16 protein-coding genes are annotated in these 17,034 nt (G+C 61.5%); 3 read left to right on the top strand and 13 right to left on the bottom strand.

Going from position 1 to position 17,034, the window contains the following annotated elements:
• Nucleotide 1 precedes the first annotated feature (1 nt).
• The 11 genes from CRO18_RS06350 to CRO18_RS06400 all read right to left on the bottom strand — a co-directional run bounded on the left by CRO18_RS06350 (nucleotide 2) and on the right by CRO18_RS06400 (nucleotide 11,517).
• Nucleotides 2-1,831: a feruloyl-CoA synthase gene (locus CRO18_RS06350; protein WP_249275997.1), complete on the bottom strand. Its 1,830-nt coding sequence runs from the start codon at nucleotides 1,829-1,831 to the stop codon at nucleotides 2-4.
• The gene (locus tag CRO18_RS06355) at nucleotides 1,828-2,316 is read right to left on the bottom strand and encodes a MarR family winged helix-turn-helix transcriptional regulator (RefSeq protein WP_097081463.1); all 489 of its coding nucleotides are present in this window, start codon (nucleotides 2,314-2,316) and stop codon (nucleotides 1,828-1,830) included. The genes CRO18_RS06350 and CRO18_RS06355 overlap by 4 nt, the downstream gene beginning before the upstream one ends.
• A 12-nt stretch (nucleotides 2,317-2,328) precedes the next feature.
• Nucleotides 2,329-3,648, bottom strand: a complete 1,320-nt coding sequence (locus tag CRO18_RS06360) for a TRAP transporter large permease (RefSeq protein WP_097081464.1) — start codon at nucleotides 3,646-3,648, stop codon at nucleotides 2,329-2,331.
• A complete protein-coding gene (locus CRO18_RS06365) occupies nucleotides 3,648-4,181 on the bottom strand; it encodes a TRAP transporter small permease (RefSeq protein ID WP_097081465.1) in 534 nt (177 codons plus the stop codon). Before CRO18_RS06365 ends, CRO18_RS06360 begins: the two co-directional genes overlap by 1 nt.
• Nucleotides 4,178-5,227, bottom strand: coding sequence for a TRAP transporter substrate-binding protein (locus CRO18_RS06370; protein WP_249275998.1), 1,050 nt, complete (start codon nucleotides 5,225-5,227; stop codon nucleotides 4,178-4,180). The genes CRO18_RS06365 and CRO18_RS06370 overlap by 4 nt, the downstream gene beginning before the upstream one ends.
• A 75-nt stretch (nucleotides 5,228-5,302) precedes the next feature.
• Complete coding sequence (locus tag CRO18_RS06375; protein ID WP_245826402.1) at nucleotides 5,303-6,082, bottom strand: crotonase/enoyl-CoA hydratase family protein; 780 nt, start codon at nucleotides 6,080-6,082, stop codon at nucleotides 5,303-5,305.
• Between the two features lie 57 nt (nucleotides 6,083-6,139).
• Nucleotides 6,140-6,907 carry an SDR family NAD(P)-dependent oxidoreductase gene (locus tag CRO18_RS06380; protein WP_097081582.1) on the bottom strand — a complete coding sequence of 256 codons (768 nt, stop codon included), beginning with the start codon at nucleotides 6,905-6,907 and terminating at the stop codon, nucleotides 6,140-6,142.
• Between the two features lie 197 nt (nucleotides 6,908-7,104).
• Nucleotides 7,105-8,805: an iron ABC transporter permease gene (locus tag CRO18_RS06385; protein WP_097081466.1), complete on the bottom strand. Its 1,701-nt coding sequence runs from the start codon at nucleotides 8,803-8,805 to the stop codon at nucleotides 7,105-7,107.
• A 13-nt stretch (nucleotides 8,806-8,818) separates the two neighbouring features.
• Nucleotides 8,819-9,832, bottom strand: a complete 1,014-nt coding sequence (locus CRO18_RS06390) for a Fe(3+) ABC transporter substrate-binding protein (RefSeq protein WP_097081467.1) — start codon at nucleotides 9,830-9,832, stop codon at nucleotides 8,819-8,821.
• Nucleotides 9,833-9,943: 111 nt separating this feature from the next.
• A complete protein-coding gene (locus tag CRO18_RS06395; protein ID WP_097081468.1) occupies nucleotides 9,944-11,011 on the bottom strand; it encodes an ABC transporter ATP-binding protein in 1,068 nt (355 codons plus the stop codon).
• Nucleotides 11,012-11,238: 227 nt separating this feature from the next.
• The gene (locus tag CRO18_RS06400) at nucleotides 11,239-11,517 is read right to left on the bottom strand and encodes an SH3 domain-containing protein (protein ID WP_097081469.1); all 279 of its coding nucleotides are present in this window, start codon (nucleotides 11,515-11,517) and stop codon (nucleotides 11,239-11,241) included.
• Nucleotides 11,518-11,778: 261 nt separating this feature from the next.
• Between CRO18_RS06400 and CRO18_RS06405 the strand changes: the two genes are divergently transcribed.
• The 3 genes from CRO18_RS06405 (at nucleotide 11,779) to CRO18_RS06415 (ending at nucleotide 15,786) form a co-directional block, all read left to right on the top strand.
• On the top strand, nucleotides 11,779-13,596 hold the full coding sequence (locus CRO18_RS06405; protein ID WP_097081470.1) for an alpha/beta fold hydrolase: 1,818 nt from the start codon (nucleotides 11,779-11,781) through the stop codon (nucleotides 13,594-13,596).
• 219 nt (nucleotides 13,597-13,815) lie between these two features.
• Nucleotides 13,816-14,769 carry a DMT family transporter gene (locus tag CRO18_RS06410; protein WP_097081471.1) on the top strand — a complete coding sequence of 318 codons (954 nt, stop codon included), beginning with the start codon at nucleotides 13,816-13,818 and terminating at the stop codon, nucleotides 14,767-14,769.
• 195 nt (nucleotides 14,770-14,964) lie between these two features.
• Nucleotides 14,965-15,786, top strand: coding sequence for a DUF4239 domain-containing protein (locus CRO18_RS06415; RefSeq protein WP_097081472.1), 822 nt, complete (start codon nucleotides 14,965-14,967; stop codon nucleotides 15,784-15,786).
• On the opposite strand, the gene CRO18_RS06420 is transcribed toward CRO18_RS06415, so the two are convergent.
• Entirely contained in the window at nucleotides 15,772-16,413 is a 642-nt protein-coding gene (locus CRO18_RS06420) for an NrsF family protein (protein ID WP_097081473.1), read from the bottom strand. The two genes, CRO18_RS06415 and CRO18_RS06420, sit on opposite strands and share 15 nt — an antisense overlap.
• 4 nt (nucleotides 16,414-16,417) lie before the next feature.
• Nucleotides 16,418-16,951 carry a sigma-70 family RNA polymerase sigma factor gene (locus CRO18_RS06425; protein WP_097081474.1) on the bottom strand — a complete coding sequence of 178 codons (534 nt, stop codon included), beginning with the start codon at nucleotides 16,949-16,951 and terminating at the stop codon, nucleotides 16,418-16,420.
• Nucleotides 16,952-17,034 lie beyond the last annotated feature (83 nt).

Below are 17,034 nucleotides of genomic sequence, written 5' to 3' on the forward strand. Positions count from 1 at the left end.
CTCACACCCGGATCAGACCGGGATCTTCGTTGTCATAAAGCCGCTCCAGCAGATCGGCGCGGCGGGTGATGATCTTGCGCACATTAAGCGAGCCCTTGTCGGTCACCTCACCATCCTTGAGAGAGGGCGGCTCGGCCAAGATCAGGGCGCGTGAAATGCGCTTGGCCGACCCCGTCGCCTTTCGGGCCATTTCGCGCATCACGGCCTCGATCTCGATTTGCAAAACCGGGTCAATGACCGCCCCTTCCGAGGTGTTGTCGCCATGAACATGATCGGGCTTGGGGAAGATAAAGAGCCCGATCTCACCCCGGTCATGGCCGCAAATCACGACATCCTGCACAAGGTCGCGCAACTGTTCGAGTGCCTCCATCCGCAGCCGTCCCGCTTGCACCCACGTGCCAGTGGTCAGTTTGAAATCTTCTGACACGCGTCCATCGAAGACGAGCCCGCGCTCAGGGTGCTGTGGATCGACAAAGCGCACCGCATCGCCGGTGACAAAGAACCCTTCATCATCGAAAGCGGCGGCAGAGCGTTCGGCATCTTCGAAATAGCCGGGCATGATATTGGGGCCCCGCACCCGAATTTCGCAGCGCAGATCCGGGTCGGGCAAGAGCTTCACCTCGACCCCCGGCAAGGGCACACCAATCAGGCCCGAGCGCGTGACCGGCTCATGCAGCATGACGCAAGCGGGGGCGGTTTCGGTCAGGCCCCAGCTTGAAATCATCAACGGCACACGCCCGCTCACCTCGCGTGCGAAGTCTTCCAACCGGGTCCAAACTTCTTGCCGCAACGACGCGCCCGCGTAGAAAATCAGATCGAGGTCTTGGAAAAACGCCTCACGCAGGGCTTTGTCTTGCTCCATCTCATGCACCAGCATGGAATAGCCAACCGGCACATTGAAGGACATCGTGCCCATCCGCTCGCGGATATTGGCGAGCGTGGTCGGCAAGCCAGCAGAGGTGGGTTTGCCGTGATCAATGCAAAGCGTGCCGCCATTGGCCAGCATCATGTTGAGATTGTGCGATCCGCCAAAAACATGGTTCCAAGGCAGCCAATCCAGAATGCGCGGCGGGCGGGCCTTCAAGAACGGCAAGACCGAGGCAATCTGGGCCTGATTGGCGCACATCATCCGCTGTGTGGTCAAAACCCCCTTCGGATCGGAAGATGAGCCCGAGGTAAAAAGGATCTTGGCCACCGTCTCCGGTCCAACCTTTGAATGGGCGATATCAAGGCCAATATCCGGCTCCGCCGACAGCAGATCGGCAAAGGGCGTGACGGCCCGCCCCGCGCCTTCGGTTTGGGAGGCGACGATCTCAACCCCATCCAGATCGGGCAGCGCCAAGGCCGCGGCGAAGGTTTTTGCATTTTCCACAAAGGCCATCGCCGGGCGCACCTTGCGCAAGACATAGCTCAGCCGCGAATGGGCCTCGGGGATCAGGGAATATTGCTCGGCCACCGGCACGACCGGCACGCCTACATATTGCGCCCCAAAGGCGATCAGCGCGTGGTCGATGCCATTGCCGGATAGGATCACGATCGGGGTTTTCGCATCAAGCCCACGCGCCAAGAGCGCCGCACCAATCGCCCGGACATGCGCCAAGACCTGCGCATAGGTCAGTTCGCGCCATCCCGCGCCCGCGCGTTCAGACAAAAACACCCGGTCCGGCGTCACGGCGGCCCAGCGGTGCAGCCAATCCCCGGTTGAGGCCACCGACGGGTCCAGCGCATGCGCGGAACGCAAGATCATCGCGCCATCGTCGCGGTACTCGAGCCGGACACTATGCGGCAGATGGGCGTCAGAGAGCGTGCAGTTCTGAGTGACGATATTCATGTCGTTTCTCCGGGTTCTGCGAGGGGGGCGGTCTCGATGCGGTTGAGCAGGTCTTTGAGCAAAGTCCGCTCTTGCGGGCTCAGGCCCGCGAGAATGAGATTGTCATGATCTTCGACCATTTGGCGCGCACGCGCCCAAAGCTTGCGGCCCTTCAAGGTCAGTCGCAAAGCGTAAGAGCGGCGATCGCCTTCCACCTTGTTGCGGGAGATCAGATCGGCGGCTTCCAGATCATCAACGATCAGCACCACGCCCGAGCGCTCGATATGCAGCGCTTGGCCCAGCATGGTCTGGGTGATGTCCGGGTTATCGACAATCACCGCCAAGGCCGAAAAGGTGGCCGGTCGCAGGCCAAGCCCCTCCAGCACAGGGCGCAGCCCGGCATCAATCGTCAGATAGGCGCGCTTCATATTGTAGCCCATGAACCTGCGCAGGTTCGCATCCTTTAGCGCGGGGGCCGAGGCGGGGCTTGTTTTGATGCGTTTCATTCAGCGGTCCTTTCAATTCATAATTTGCACGAGCCAGTAGCTCAGCCCCGGGAAAGCCACCAAAAGCGCAATCCGGCTGAACTCTGACACGATGAAGGGGGTCGTGCCGCGGAAGATCTGGCCCAAAGAAATCTCGCGCGACATGGCGCGAATGACGAAAAGGTTCATGCCAACAGGGGGCGTGATCATGCCCAGTTCCACCACCACGAGCGTTAGAATGCCGAACCAGATCGCCTGCGCCTCGGGCGTCAGCCCAAAATCGAGCGACATCACGGTCGGAAAGAAGACCGGCACCGTGAGCAAAATCATCGACAGACTGTCCATCACGCAGCCCATCACAAGATAAAAGACGATCATCAGCATAAGCACGGTCATCGCACCGAGCCCCATCGCCCCCACCCAATCCGCGAGCGCGACCGGCATGCGCGACAAGGTCAGTGCGACGTTGAACAGATCGGCGCCAAAGACGATGGCGAAGATCATCGCGGAAGAAACAGCTGTGTCGATCAGGCAGTCGAGCAGCACCTTGGGGCCAAGCGAGCGCGTCAGAACGCCGGCCAAAGCGATCACCACCACCCCGACCGAGGCGCCCTCGGCGGGGGTAAAAAGCCCGCCATAGATACCACCCAGCACACCGCCGAAAATTGCCACCACATACCACACGCCCGCCAAGGCCCGCAGCCGGGTCTTGAACGAGGCACGCGCGTGGCGCGGGCCTTCTTCGGGGAAAAGCCGCACCCAGACCATGATCGCCAGCGTGAAGCCGATCACCGCCAATGTGCCCGGGATCGTCGCGGCCAAAAACAGTTTGACGATGTTTTGCTGGGTCAGCATCGCATAGATGATCAACACCACCGAAGGCGGGATCAGGATGCCAAGCGTTCCCCCTGCGGCGAGCGAACCGGCCGCCAGCGCCCCCGAATAGCCGCTGCGGCTCATTTCGGGCAAAGCCACCCGCGCCATGGTTGAAGCCGTCGCCAGCGAGGAACCCGAGATCGAACCGAACATCGCACAGCCCGCGACCGAAGCCATGGCCAGCCCGCCGCGATAATGCCCAATCCAAGCGTTTGAGGCGGCAAAGATACGTGCCGAAATGCCCGTGCGCGTGGCGATATTCCCCATCAGGATGAAAAGCGGCACGATGGCGAGCTCATAGGACATGAACTTGTCCGGCCAAGCCGATGAAAGATAACTCAAAAGCGCGGGCGAGCTAGAGAGCGCCATATAGCCAGCCGCGCCAATTCCACCCATCGCAAGCGCCACCGGCGCACGCAAAAAGACGGCTGTCAGCATCGCGGCAATCATCACCAGCGCGATCAGGGTCTGATCCATCACGCGCACTCCGTTTGCGGCTCGCGCCCGCGCAGCAGGCAAAGCGCGCTATCAAAAGCCACAAGCGCGGAAAGCCCGGTGCCAAAGATGGCGGGACAATAAACCCACCAGACCGGCACGCCCAAAAGCATGGTGCGATCGCCATAGGCGCGCATATCTTCAAGCCCGAGGCAGAGCCGCCAGGCCACAACCGCCCAAAACAGCGCAAAGAGCAGCGTCCAAACGCCATCCAGCGGCAAACGCGCGCGGCGGGGCAACCAGCCTGTGAACAGATCAACCATCACATGCCCGCGCCGCAACTGGCACAAAGGCAAAAACAGGCTGGCGCAGGCCGCGCTGGCGATCTCTGTCATCTCGAAATCACCGCGCAAACCGCCAAGCCCCAGATTGCGCATCACGACCGAAGTCGTGACGCCGAGCGAAACGGCAAAAATTGCCGCCCCACCCAGTCCCGCCGATAGGGTGCAAAGCTGCCAAAGAGAGCGCCGCAAGGGCGGCGCCTGCACGTCATAGATTGTGTCTGCCTGCGTCATAACGTGGACCCGTCCAAAAGCGCATTGGCACGCGCCATGATGGCGGGGCCATCCAGCCCGGCTTGTTCCAGCTTGCGGGTCCAGTCTTCATGGATCGGCGCGGCAGCCTCGCGCCAGCGAGCAATCTCTTCTGCGGGGATCTCGTGGATAGCATTGCCCGCCGTGAGCACCGCTTGCCGCCCAACCTCTTCGGAGGTGTCGAAATTGCTGCCCATCCGGTCCGACAACACCGGCCCCGAGGCGGCATCAATCACGCCGCGCAGATCATCGGGCAGGCGTTCATAGACCCGCTCATTCATCACCAGCGCAAAGGTGTTGGTATAAAGCCCCCGCGCCCCGGAAGCGGCGGCCGAATGTTCATGCGTCAGCTCATGCAGTTTGAGCGCGGGAACAGCCTCATAGGGGAGACAGCAGCCATCAATGACCCCGTTTGAAAGCCCCACGACCATTTCGGTCACCGGAAAGAACACGGGCTCCGCCCCAAGGCGCGCCAAGAGATCGCCCGTCGTCTTATTGGGGCTGCGCACCCGCAAGCCCTTCATATCCGACGCCCCCATAACTGCCGCTTTCGACATGTGAAACTTGCCCGCAGCATGGGTATGGAACGCCAGCGGCTTCACGCCCCGATATTCGTTTTGACCAAATTCGCTCATCAAACTCTGCATCGCCGCAGAGGTTTGCTTGGCGCTCGTGGCCATGAAGGGCAAAGACAGGGTCTCGGCCACCAGATAGCGATCGGGCGTATAGACGGTCAGCGTCCAAGCCATGTCGCAGGTGCCCCCCCGGACCTGATCGACCAATTGCGGCGGCTTGCCGCCAAGCTGCATCGAGGGAAAAATCTGCACCTCGATCCGCCCGTCCGAGGCCTCGGCCAGCTCTTTTGCCCAAGGTTCAAACACTTGGGTCTGGGTCGAGGTCATCGCGGGCATGAAATGGTGGAGCCGCAGCGTCACCTCCGCGGCGGCCGCGCGGCGGAGAAAGGCGGGCGTGGCCAATGCCGCGCCAAACGTCGCGAGCATCCCGCGACGGGTCATTCCCGTGGTCATGTTGTCCTCCCTTCAATGACGCCCGGCCCTCCCAAGCCGAGCGGTCGGTAGCCGTGCCCCTCCCCGAGGCCGGACCTACCTAAACTTCGGCGACCGTTTTTCGAGAAAGGCGCGCAGCCCCTCTTCGGCATCAAGGCTTGTCTGCGAGACCGCAGCGCAAAGACTTTCGGCAAAAAGCCCGTCTTGGCGCGGCATATCGTCAATCCGCGAGAGCGCTTGGATCATCATGAAATTCGAAAGCTGGGCGTTTTCGGCAATGCGTTCGGCCAAGCGGCGCGCTTCGGCCAAAGCCTCTCCCTCACCAACCAGATAATGCGCAAGACCAAGCCGCAGCCCCTCTTCGGCGCTATAGCTGCGCCCCGTCAGCATCATTTCGCACATCCGATCGGCCCCCAAGATCCGGCCCACCCGGACCGTGGCACCACCGCCCACAAAGATGCCCCGCCGCCCCTCGGGCAGCTGAAACCGGGTCGAGGGTTCCGCCACCCGCACATGGGTCGCGGTCGCCAGTTCAAGCCCGCCGCCGATCACCGCGCCAAACAGTGCAGAAACCACCGGCACACCCGAGAATTGCACCATATCCATGACGCGATGCCAGTTGCGCGAATGGCGCATCGTTCCCTCGGCGTCGCGCTGAACATGCTCTGAAAGGTCCAGCCCGGAACAAAAATGGCCCTCGGTTCCGGTCAAGATGATCGCGCGCAAGCCCTTCGGCGGGGTCGCAAAAAACGCCTCAATCTCGGCCAAAAGCCCGTCGCACATCGCGTTGCGTTTGCCCGGGCGGTTCATCGTCAACGTGGCGATTGGCCCCTCAAGGGCGATGTCCAGAAGTGGGCGGGTCATGGGGCGGTTCATGGTCTGTCCTTCTTATGGGTGTTGAGGCTGCGGCCGGAAAACGGTCGCAAACGGCATTCAGCGCGCGGCAAGGCGCACTGCGCCATCAAGCCGGATCACCTCGCCATTGAGAAATGGATTTTCAACGATCTGCGTGACCAGGCGCGAAAATTCCTCTGGCGCGCCAAGGCGTTGCGGAAACGGGATGGATTCAGAGATCGCCGCGCGCGCCTCATCTGGCAGGCCTGCAGTCATCGCGGTTTCGAAAAGCCCCGGCGCGATGGACATGACGCGAATGCCAAGCCGGGCCAATTCTCGTGCGGCGGGCAAGGTCAGCGACGCCACCCCCCCTTTGGACGCGGCATAGGCCGCTTGACCGATCTGGCCATCTTGCCAAGCAACCGAGGCGGTTGTGATGATCACCCCGCGCGCGCCATCGCTCCCAACGGGATCAAGCTGGGCCATCGCCTGCGCCGCATGGCTCATGACGATATAGGTGCCAAGCAAATTGACCTTCAGCGTGCGCTCAAAAAGCGCGATCGGCAGAGCTCCGTCTCGCGGCAAAATCCGCGCAGCGGTGCCGATCCCTGCGCAATTCACAACGATCCTAGGAGCAGCACCAAACGCCTTTGTCACTTCGGCGAAGGCGTCCGCAACACTCGACGAGGATGACACATCTGCCGTCAGCCCCACGCCGCCAATCTCGGCGGCCACGGCAGCGGCTTGTTCTTCGGATCGGTCCAAAACCGCGACCCGGCACCCTGAGGCGGCAAGCCGTTGCGCCGTCGCACGCCCAAGGCCGCTGCCTCCGCCCGTGACCAGTGCTGTTTCGAAACCTGCAAACATCGTCACCACCAAAACTGTTACAGTTAATAACAATAAGTATGCGTCTCTTTATGTCAAGACACTTTGGAAAGAGCTTTCGCGCGGTGTCTTGCGGCAATCAGGGACAGGGATGTCGTCTCAGCACGGCTCAAAAGGCATGGATGCTGTGGATCGAACTTCCCGCCGGCAGCACTGGTAGAGGGCCCGAGGCCGCACGCCTACGGCCTGCGCCCCGCACCATTGCGGCGGCCGATGCGCGCCAGTGCAATGACCGGCAAAATCCCGGCAGCGACAATGGCAAGCGCGGCGATCGCGCCATCTTCATAGGTGCCGCGCGCGGCCTCGCTGTAAAGATGGGTGGCCAGCGTCTCGACCCCCAGCGGGCGCAACAGCAGCGTCGCGGGAAGCTCCTTCATCGTATCGACAAAGACCAAAAGGGCGGCAGCCACGAGCGCGGGCCGCAAAAGCGGCAAATGCACATGCCGCAGGCTGGCCCCGGGCCCATCGCCAAGGCTGCGCGCGGCATGGTCCAGCGCGCGGGGGATTTGCGCAAAGCCACTGTCGATCCCACCCACAGACATCGCCAAAAACCGCACGACATACGCATAGACCAAGGCCGCGCCGGAGCCGATCAGCACAAGCCCGGTGCCAAAGCCCAAAAGCATTTGCGCGCCCTGATCAATCATCCGATCCAGCCCCGCAACGGGCACCAAGACGCCCAAGGCCACCACGGTCCCCGGCATCGCATAGCCAAGGCTCGCCAACCGGCCCAATGTCGCGGTGGTGCCCCCCGGCCATAGCCGCGCGGCAAAGGCCACAACCATGCCGCCCGCCAGAACCGCCGCCGTCGCCGCCGCAGCCAAGCCAAGCGTCGCGCGCATCTCGGCCCAAAGCTGTGGGGAAATGCCCGCCTCCCCGATGCGCCCAACCGCTTCTGACAACAGCCAAAAAAGCGGGGCGCCAAAGCCTAGAACCACCGGCAGCGCGCCAAGCAACAGTGCCGCCCAACCGCGCAGACCCGTCAGCCGTTCCGGCACCAGCGGGCGTATCCGCTGCGCGCCCCCCGCAAAGCGCTGTTTGCGCCGCGCGAAGCGTTCGAGCGCCACCAAAGCGGCTACCACGACCAGCATCACCAGCGCGATCTGTGCCGCCCCCGGCAGGTCTGACCGCGTCACCCATGTGGTGTAGATCGAGACGGTGAGCGTGCGCACGCCCAGAAATTCAGAGGCCCCTATGTCATTGAGCGCTTCCATCAGCGCAAGGCTGGCGCCCACCGCGATGGCAGGGCGCGCCAGCGGCAAGGCAAGGCGCGCAAACAGGTGCGTGCGCGTGCAGCCCAGCATCCGCCCCGCCTCCAGAAGCCCCGCCGCTTGCATCGCAAACATCGCCCGCACCGGCAGATAGACGTAAGGATAAAGCACCAACCCCAGCAGCAAGATGGCCCCGGGCATGGAGCGGATATCGGGTAGGCGAAAATCGCGCGGGTTATCATAACCAAGAATCGCGCGCAGCAGCTCTTGCACCGGGCCAAGCGGATGCAGCAGTTCGAGATAGACAAAAGCGATGATGTAACTGGGCACGGCAAGCGGCAGCAAAAGCGCCCAATCCAGCACCTTGCGGCCCGGAAAGTCATGCGCCGCAACCAGCCATGCCAATGCGGTGCCCAGCACGATCACAATCAGCCCGACACCGAGCAATAAGACCGTGGTCTGCCCCAGCGCGGGCCGCAGCACATAGGCCCAAAGATGCGCCCAAAGCCCGTCAGAACCCTGAAGCGCTTGCCAGATCAGCGCGAGAACAGGGGCCAGAACCAAAGCCGCGACGAACCCGCTGCCCCAGACCCAATGGCGCCCGCCCCCCAGTGATGGGCGGGATTTTCTGCGCGGGAGCAGGCTTTGCATCAGATCGGTCGCGGCCATGATCTGAACGACCTCAGTTGTCGAAGCCGACCCGTTCCACAAGGGCACTGGCCGCCTTGCGGTTGGCCACAACTTCGGTCAACGGCAACGGATCAATCGCAAGCGGGCCAAAGGACGCCACCACCGGCGACACTGCCGCCCCCGCATTCACGGGGTATTCGAAATTCGCCTCGGCATAGATTTTTTGCGCCGCGTCGGAGGTGAGGAATTCCAGCAGCTTCACCGCCTCGGCTTTGTTCGGCGCGTGTTTGGCAAGCGCCGCGCCCGAGATGTTCACATGCGTGCCGCCGTTTTCGAAAGTGGGCAGCAAGACCTTGATCGCCGCACCCCAAGCTTTTTGCTCGGGGTCCTTTTCATTCGTACGCATCAGCCCGACATAATAGGAATTGGCCACCGCAATATCGCAAATGCCGCCCAGAATATCCTTTGCGCCATCGCGGTCACCGCCCCCCGGCGTGCGCGCAAGGTTCGCCTTGATCCCGCTCAGCCAAGCTTCGGTGGCCTCGGCACCATGATGGGCCAGATAGGCGGCAAAGAGCCCGGTGTTATAAGGGTGCTGGCCCGAGCGAATGCAAATTTTGCCCGCCCATTTCGGATCGGCCAGATCCTCATAGGTGATTGCGTCAAGGTCCAACTCTTTGGCCGCATAAACCACACGGGCGCGCATCGACAGCGCCACCCATTGGTTTTGCGGATCGCGCAGGGTCGAGGGCACGGCGGCGAGAACGGCTTCTGACGTAATGGCCTGCGTCAGCCCTTTTTCAACGAAATCTGCCATATTGCCGACATCGACCGCCATCAGAACATCCGCCGGGGAAGAGCCGCCCTCGGCCGCCACCCGTTCTGCCAGACCATCCTTCAAAAACACTGTGTTCACCGCAATTCCGGTCTCGGCGGTGAAGGCCTCCAGCAGTGGTTCAACCAATTTTGGCTCGCGCGAGGTGTAGAGATTGAGTTCTGCAGCGCTCAGGGCTGCGGGCAGGCACAGCACAGTCGCCAGCAATGTGGCACGCGAGGAAAGGGTCATGGCAAGGCCTCCAAGGCTGGAAAGGTCGTGTCGCCCGGGAACGGGCTCCCCCTCGATGCCATGACCAACTAATTCAATCAAGAATTATTTCTGACTTTAATACTCGTATTTTTATCCCTCTGCCGCGAAGACGCGGACCGCCGCCGGATCGAGCCGCAAGCCCACCCGCTCGTGCAGGCGAAACTGCGCGGTCGCGGGCAGATCTAGCTGTAGCGGCGCGCCCCCCTCTTCCAGCGTCAGAAAGACCCGTTCCTGCGCCCCCAGAAAATCATGCCGCAGCACGCGCGCCGCCGCCCCCTCGGCAAGGTCGCACAGCGTCAGGGCTTGCGGGCGAAAGAAGGCAAGTGCGAGTTGCCCCTGCGCGAGGTCGGGCGCCGGAAACACCCCCAAGGGCGTTGCAATCTGTCCCCTTTCCGCCACGCCCGGCACCACATTGCCCGCGCCAAGGAACTGCGCCACATAAAGTGTTGGGGGAACATGATAAAGCTGGCGCGGCCCGTCCAGCGCTTCGATCTGCCCCGCATGCATCACCGCCAGCCGATCTGCCACGGCGAGGGCCTCGCTCGGGTCATGGGTGACGATGATCGCCCCCACCTGCATCTGCCGCAAGAGCGCCAACGTCTCGGCCCGGACCGTTTCGCGCAAGCCTTGGTCGAGGTTGGAAAACGGCTCATCCATCAGCAAAAGCCGCGGGCGCGGGGCGAGCGCGCGTGCCAAGGCCACGCGCTGGCTTTCGCCCCCCGACAGCATATGCGGAAAGCGATCCGCCAAATGCGCCACACCCGCGACAGTAAGCACCTCGTTCACCCGCGCCTGCACTTCGGCGCGCGGGCGGCCTTTCAACCCGAAGGCCACGTTATCCGCCACATTCAGATGCGGAAACAGCGCGTAATCTTGAAACATGAAGCCGATGCCGCGCGCTTCGGGCTCCACGAACGCTCCGGGCCCAGAAAGAACCTGCCCTGCCAAGGTGATTGCGCCTGTCTCTGGCCGTTCCACGCCCGCGATCAGGCGCAACAAGGTAGACTTTCCGCAGCCCGATGCGCCCAGAAGGCACAGAATTTCTCCGGCCCCGAGCGCGAAAGAAATATCCTTCAGCGCGGCAACACCATCGAAACGGCGGCTGACGCCTTCAATCGAAAGCCAAGGAGGCGGCGGGGGGGCGGCTCGTTCTGTCATGCGCCAAAGCTAAACATTCGGCGCATGAAATCCAGTCTTTCCTGACGGTTTTTCTTGGCATGACCGAACACCTCGGGCGCGGGTCAGTCCAGATCACCAGCCTTCGCAGGCATTTTCAGCCCCGTCACCGTGGCCCGTGCCAGATTTTCGCGATGCCGCACAGAGGCCACGGCCACGCCGCCAATGGGCGACGCAGCGACCGGCGTCGCACCACGGGGCGACCGGGTTCAGCGATGCGCCAGATAGTCCGCCGAGACATATCCCGAGACGCTCGGTTTATCTGTCAGGAACACCCGGCACCAGACTTTGCCATCAGTTGTGACGCAGTTCTGACGGGTGAGAGGCGTCCCGTCGGGCAAGCCGATGATGATTTCATGCTCAAGGCCCGGCCCTTCGCGCAGCTTCAGAAGATCATTTGGTCCGGCACCTTTGACAACGGCGCCAGAACCGGCTGTGCATCCGGTCGCGATCAAGAGGACGAGAAGGGCAGCAAAATGGGTTCGCATTGTCAGTCCTGCAGTGTTTGAGCATCCTTACGACACCATCACGCCAAATGACAACGGGCACTGACGGGGCTGGCGCAATCGGCGGAGACCTTCAAAAGGGGCCGCCTCCCAGATAAGCTTTCCAAGCCGCGCGGCGCATATTTTCCGGCCCTTGCGTTAATATGCCTCATGTTTTAACGACTTCCTCATGCCCTAAAATGCGCATCTGCAAGTAAGGTATTCCTGCCTTTGCAGGGTAGAGTGCCACTGGCACAATACCCCATGCATTTCGATCAAAAAGAAAATCGGCCCGTTGAGTCGGAAGCCGCGCGCGATGGGTCTATCCCGCAAATCGCTCGCTCCCTTCCTGATGACACATGGCATGCTGCGCTTGGTCGACTGTATGATGTGGCGCTTGATCCCTTGCACTATGAGACCCTCATCGACGTCTGGGAAGATGCCGTTGGCCCAATGCGCAAACGCGCGGATGCTTTCAACACGACTTTACTAAACGACCCCGAAATCGCCGAGCATTTTCGCCGCGCAGGCGAGGTGCTTGATCGGGTGATGCCGGAAAATATTGAAGAAGAAATCACGAGAATCCTGCGTCCCTTCGGGCGCGTCCCCGCCTTTGCGATTGATGGGCGCATGCGGATACGCGCGGTGAATACCGTCGCACGCGTGCAATTGGGTGCGGTCGACGGCGGCATATTGACGGACCTTCCTATACTCGGCACCGAAATCGCCTCGATCCGCAATGCCGTTGCCGGACTAGCGGCAGAACAAGATCACACCGCGGCAATCATGCGCGTGCGCACGGGGGAAGACGGTCGGTTTCTGATCCTGCGGTTGCAACGTTTTCTTATGGCAGACCAATCCCCGATTGTTGTTGTGGCCGCAAACGACCTCAAATTTCCCGCTCAAGGCCAAGCCGTGTTGCGCGATGCCTTTGCGTTGACGCAGGCCGAAGCAGAGGTCTTGCACGCCTTGGTCGATTGCGGGTCTCTGACAGAGATCGCAACAAAGCGTGGGCGCTCGCTTGATACGATCCGTTCGCAAATAAAAACGATCATGTCCAAGACGGAGACCCGGTCGCAGGTGGAGCTTGTACGGCTGGCCCTGTCGGTTGTGGAAATCTCGCAGGTCTCCCCGCCGGATGCAGCGACCGAAAGCAAGGGACGCAGCGTCAAAAAGCTGACCTCGTTCGCCTCCAAGACCCTGACCACCCCTGAGGGGAGGCGCATAGACTATTTTGTACTGGGCGACCCAATGGGGCGACCGATCCTCTATTCCCATATGGCGCTCGCGATGCCGCGCTGGCCCGCATCCGCAGAGGCATTTGCGCGCCGCCGTGGGCTGCGGATCATCGTCCCGATCTATCCAGGTTATGGGCACACGACCCCGGCGCCGCGCAAATCGGACTACGATGCGGTGCTCCTCAGTGACGCGCGGCGCGTGTTATTGGCCGAAAACGTCACGCGCTGCCCCTATGTCGGCGTTGCGGGGGGGGCGTATTTTGCGTTCCGGTTTGCCCATGAAAACCCCGAATTGATCTCGGGCATTTTGTGTGGCGGGGGCATGTTGCCCGATCTGGACCACACGACCTACGACGGTATGGGCAAATGGCATCGGTTCATCGTCGGTGGGGCCAAATACACGCCGCATCTTCTGTCTTTCATGGTGAAAACAGGTTTTGCTTTGACCCGGCGGATCGGAAAAATAGGGTTTCTCAACGCCATTTACAGCGGCTCTGAGGCCGACAAGGAAACCTATAGCGACCCCGACGTTCTTGAGGCATTGCTCATTGGCTCCGAAGTCGGCCTATCTGAAGGGATTTCAGCGCATGACTCCTATGTCAGGTCGATGATCGGCGGGATGTTGAGAGATTGGAGCGCGCTCATCGCTCCGGTGACTGCGCGGATCCCCGTCATCTTTTTCAACGGCTTGCAAGATCCCCAAGTGCCTCCTGCAGCCATCGAACAAATGCTCCGAAACCATCCCCAGATCGACTTCCGCGTTTATCCCGATGCGGGGCAACTGATCCTATTCCGGCATTGGCAAGACGCGCTGGAGGTTCTTAACGACCTCACTCGCGCTTGAGTGTGAGAGCGATTGGCGCAACGGCTGGCACCGCGCCTCTCAAGACCACTTTCCCCCATTTGCGGTATGACCGTGATCCGCCTCTCGACGTAGCCTAACCGAGTGTACGATTTGAGAGGCGCGGATGAGTGTTTTTATTTCCGTCGAGTTTCATGCAATTCTGGCGGCCATTTGGTCGCTAAGGGAAATCCCGGCCTGCTGCGACAGGGACCAAGGCGTATGAGCCTGCTCGACGTCGAAACCGTTTTTGGCCAGCCCGAAACCAGACTGCGCATAAAGCTGGCCCCCGGTCGGATCGGCGCCGCATTGGCCTTGGCGTCCGCCGCCGCGATTTGGGGGGGCAATTTCGTCGTCGCCAAACAAGCCGTGACGGATATCAGCCCGTTATGGCTGAACTTCTTGCGTTGGCTAATCGCAGCGGTTTGCCTTCTGCCCGTGGCCCTCGGGCCGATGGTACGGGATTGGCGCACCTTGCGCCAAGCGGCAGGCCCACTTCTTTTGATGGCGCTTTTGGGCATCATCGGCTCGAACACTCTGGTGATGGTATCCCTACAAACGGTTCCTGCCTCGGTCACGGCCATTGGCTACGCGACGTCGCCCGTTTTGATTTTGATGATCCTTGCTCTCATCTACAGACGATTGCCTGCGCCCTCTGTGGTGTTGGCTGCCCTCGCATCCCTTGCAGGCGTGGCATTGGTGTTAAGCGGGGGGGATTTGAGCGGGCTGGCAGGAGGGATGCGGGCCGATCCATGGCACCTAAGCGCGATGATTGCGGCGACTTTGTGCTGGGCAGCGTATAACGTCGTTTGCCTGAAATTCGAAATTCGTGCGGCACCGATCAGCATTTTGATGGCGCAGATCCTTGTGGCCTTGGCGATAGAACTGCCCGTCGTCGTTCTTTTCGCCGAACAGCCCAGTGTTCAAACGCTGGATGGCACGACACTTCTGCACCTGTTTTACTTGGGGGCGATCGCCTCTGCTCTTGCCTATTCTTGCTGGCATTTCGGCGCAAGGCGCGCGGGGCCGGAGGGGGCTGGCATGTTCTCGAACCTCGTTCCCCTATTCTCCGTAGCCTTCGCAATGATTGCTTTGGGAGAAAGCCTGAGCGCCCAGCAAATGACCGGCGCATGCCTGATATTTGCCAGCCTGTTCGCCGTGCAGCTACGGCGCTAGTGATCCGAGGCATCCCTTGTGCGCCATGCGTAACGACCAGCCATTCGGGAAAGTCTCTGCCTCCCCAAAAGGCACGCTTGTCAGACCGGCCCTTTCTAACAGATGATTTCTCCGCATGCGTCCTGTGGCGCTGCAATCGGGCCCGGGTTGCGCGGGCCGCAGCGCAAATTTTGGCGCGTGTAAGGAGTGACGGGTTTGGGGTTTGATTTCTTCTTGGCGGGGTTTGGCCTGATGGCAGGCCCCGTATTTGTTCTTGCAACCGTGATTTTGGCGCTGGCCTGTTATGGCGTGACGCGGTTCCTTTTGGGGCGCAATCTCGATCTCGATCACCGGGACCTTGCCAATTCCGTCACGTTCCGGATTGCGGCCTTGCACGGGATGATGCTCGCCATCGTTTTTGCCACCGAACTCAACAACATCCAAAAGACCTATGCAGCGACCGAGCGCGAGGCGGCGATGGTCTCGGATGTATATTATGATCTGCGCCGCTACGATGCGGAGGCGACACAAGCTTTGCGGCAACGGCTGGCACAATATGCGCACCGCGTTGTCTCCGAAGAATGGGCCACACTCGCACAAGATAAAACCTTGTCGCTTGAAGCGTGGCACGATTGGGAGCGCAGTTACGAAGCGGTGCTCGCGCTTGATCCTAAGACCGAGGTGCAACGCTCTCTGAAGCCGATTTTGCTGTCGCATGTGCGCGAAATCTCGACACTGCGCCAACAACGCGAGGCCGCCGTGCGCGAAAAGCTGGATTCCATGTTTTTTATTGCGGCGGTGGTTGGGCTTGTGATGATGGCCACCACCTATTTCCATTTTCCGCCAAACCGGCTCAACTTGCTGCTGATCAGCGCTTTTGCCGCCTACACTGGGTTGATCACTTTCTTCGTTTTGGCGCTGTCAAACCCCTATATCAGCCCAGGCTATGTGGCACCGGCCGCGTTTCAAACGATCTTGGACGGAGGTATGTCCAAAGCGTTAGACCAGATCGAGGCCACAGCATCACCAACGCAATAGCTTGCGCCCTGCCGCGGCCCCAAGAACCGTGCTAAGCGCGATGCCCGCCCCGTACCACGGCACGTAGAACATTGGGGAATCTTCGATGCAGTGCAGCGAATAACCCACGACGGCAAAGGCCCCCACAGCCAATCCCGCCAATGCGCCGGTCAGGGTTGGCTTGGTTGCCGCCCCGCGGCGCAGCGCGAAAAGCCCAAGCCCAAGCGGCAAGAGCGAGAGAAGCGAGATCGAGAGCAGGCAAGCCCCCACGGTCTGGCCTAGAAATTCCGTCTTCCATTGATCGGCGGGCGTAACAAGCACGCGGGCCACAAACAGACCCAGCGCGACCACCAGCGGCAATGCAAGCGGCCACAGCGTAACGCGCTGCGCAGGGCGCGTGCTCGCAAAAACCGCCCCAAGCGCCAACACACCAAGTATGAGCGGCAAGAGCGTTTTGGCCGCGATCAAGGGATGCACGAGCGCAAAGACAAGATCGGCCCGGAGCCCCAGGATCGCGTAAAGCACGCAAAGACCCGCCAGCAGCCCCGCAAGGGTCAAGCCAACAGCACGCGCCGGGCGCAAGGGTGCGGGGGTCGGCTGCGCCGCCAGTTGCGCGATAAAGGCATCGGTCTGATCAGGCGTGGTCATCGCATCATCCTTTCACGATCTGGCGCAGGCGCTTGAGCGCACGATGCAGCGCCACCCGCGCCGCGCCCCCGGTCAGGCCAAGCGGCGCACCGGCGGCTTCGGCGCTTTCGCCTTCAATCGCCACCGCCCGCACAAGCGCCGCCGAACGCGGGTCGATTTGGGCCAATAGCTGCTCTGCATCGCGCCCCGCAAGCGGCACGCGCTGGTGCGGGTCTGCCAACGTTTCCGCGAATGGGTCGATCGGCACATGGATCGCCGCACCGCGCCGACGACAGGCGTCAATCAGCTTATAGCGTGCAATCGCATGCACCCAAGGCCGCACAGGCGCATCTGGCTGCCACGTATGGCGTTTGAGATGGATCGCCAAAAGCACCTCTTGTAGCACATCTTCTTGCTGGTCGACGGGCAATCCCGCCCCCCGAGCGCGCAAAATAGTGCGGATCGACGGGCTGACCGCGCGCAGGAATTGCGCCAATGCGGCGCCGTCGCCTGCATTCGCGCGACGCAAAAGCGTCTCCCAATCATCGTGCTCGACCATGCTGTCCTCCGGCCGCGCGGTGCCGCGTTGTTCAAGCCTAGCCGATGGGTGTGGCTCCCGGCAACGCAGCGCAGGGGCGACAG

Source organism: Rhodobacter sp. JA431, assembly GCF_900217725.1.
In the GTDB taxonomy this organism is placed as follows: Bacteria; Pseudomonadota; Alphaproteobacteria; order Rhodobacterales; family Rhodobacteraceae; genus Rhodobacter; species Rhodobacter aestuarii.

Excerpts from the sequence above, each read along its gene's own strand:
- CRO18_RS06350 (WP_249275997.1), bottom strand. The coding sequence starts at position 1,831 with ATGAATATCGTCACTCAGAACTGCACGCTCTCTGACGCCCATCTGCCG.
- CRO18_RS06355 (WP_097081463.1), bottom strand. The coding sequence starts at position 2,316 with ATGAAACGCATCAAAACAAGCCCCGCCTCGGCCCCCGCGCTAAAGGAT.
- CRO18_RS06360 (WP_097081464.1), bottom strand. The coding sequence starts at position 3,648 with ATGGATCAGACCCTGATCGCGCTGGTGATGATTGCCGCGATGCTGACA.
- CRO18_RS06365 (WP_097081465.1), bottom strand. The coding sequence starts at position 4,181 with ATGACGCAGGCAGACACAATCTATGACGTGCAGGCGCCGCCCTTGCGG.
- CRO18_RS06370 (WP_249275998.1), bottom strand. The coding sequence starts at position 5,227 with ATGACCACGGGAATGACCCGTCGCGGGATGCTCGCGACGTTTGGCGCG.
- CRO18_RS06375 (WP_245826402.1), bottom strand. The coding sequence starts at position 6,082 with ATGAACCGCCCCATGACCCGCCCACTTCTGGACATCGCCCTTGAGGGG.
- CRO18_RS06380 (WP_097081582.1), bottom strand. The coding sequence starts at position 6,907 with ATGTTTGCAGGTTTCGAAACAGCACTGGTCACGGGCGGAGGCAGCGGC.
- CRO18_RS06385 (WP_097081466.1), bottom strand. The coding sequence starts at position 8,805 with ATGGCCGCGACCGATCTGATGCAAAGCCTGCTCCCGCGCAGAAAATCC.
- CRO18_RS06390 (WP_097081467.1), bottom strand. The coding sequence starts at position 9,832 with ATGACCCTTTCCTCGCGTGCCACATTGCTGGCGACTGTGCTGTGCCTG.
- CRO18_RS06395 (WP_097081468.1), bottom strand. The coding sequence starts at position 11,011 with ATGACAGAACGAGCCGCCCCCCCGCCGCCTCCTTGGCTTTCGATTGAA.
- CRO18_RS06400 (WP_097081469.1), bottom strand. The coding sequence starts at position 11,517 with ATGCGAACCCATTTTGCTGCCCTTCTCGTCCTCTTGATCGCGACCGGA.
- CRO18_RS06405 (WP_097081470.1), top strand. The coding sequence starts at position 11,779 with ATGCATTTCGATCAAAAAGAAAATCGGCCCGTTGAGTCGGAAGCCGCG.
- CRO18_RS06410 (WP_097081471.1), top strand. The coding sequence starts at position 13,816 with ATGAGCCTGCTCGACGTCGAAACCGTTTTTGGCCAGCCCGAAACCAGA.
- CRO18_RS06420 (WP_097081473.1), bottom strand. The coding sequence starts at position 16,413 with ATGACCACGCCTGATCAGACCGATGCCTTTATCGCGCAACTGGCGGCG.
- CRO18_RS06425 (WP_097081474.1), bottom strand. The coding sequence starts at position 16,951 with ATGGTCGAGCACGATGATTGGGAGACGCTTTTGCGTCGCGCGAATGCA.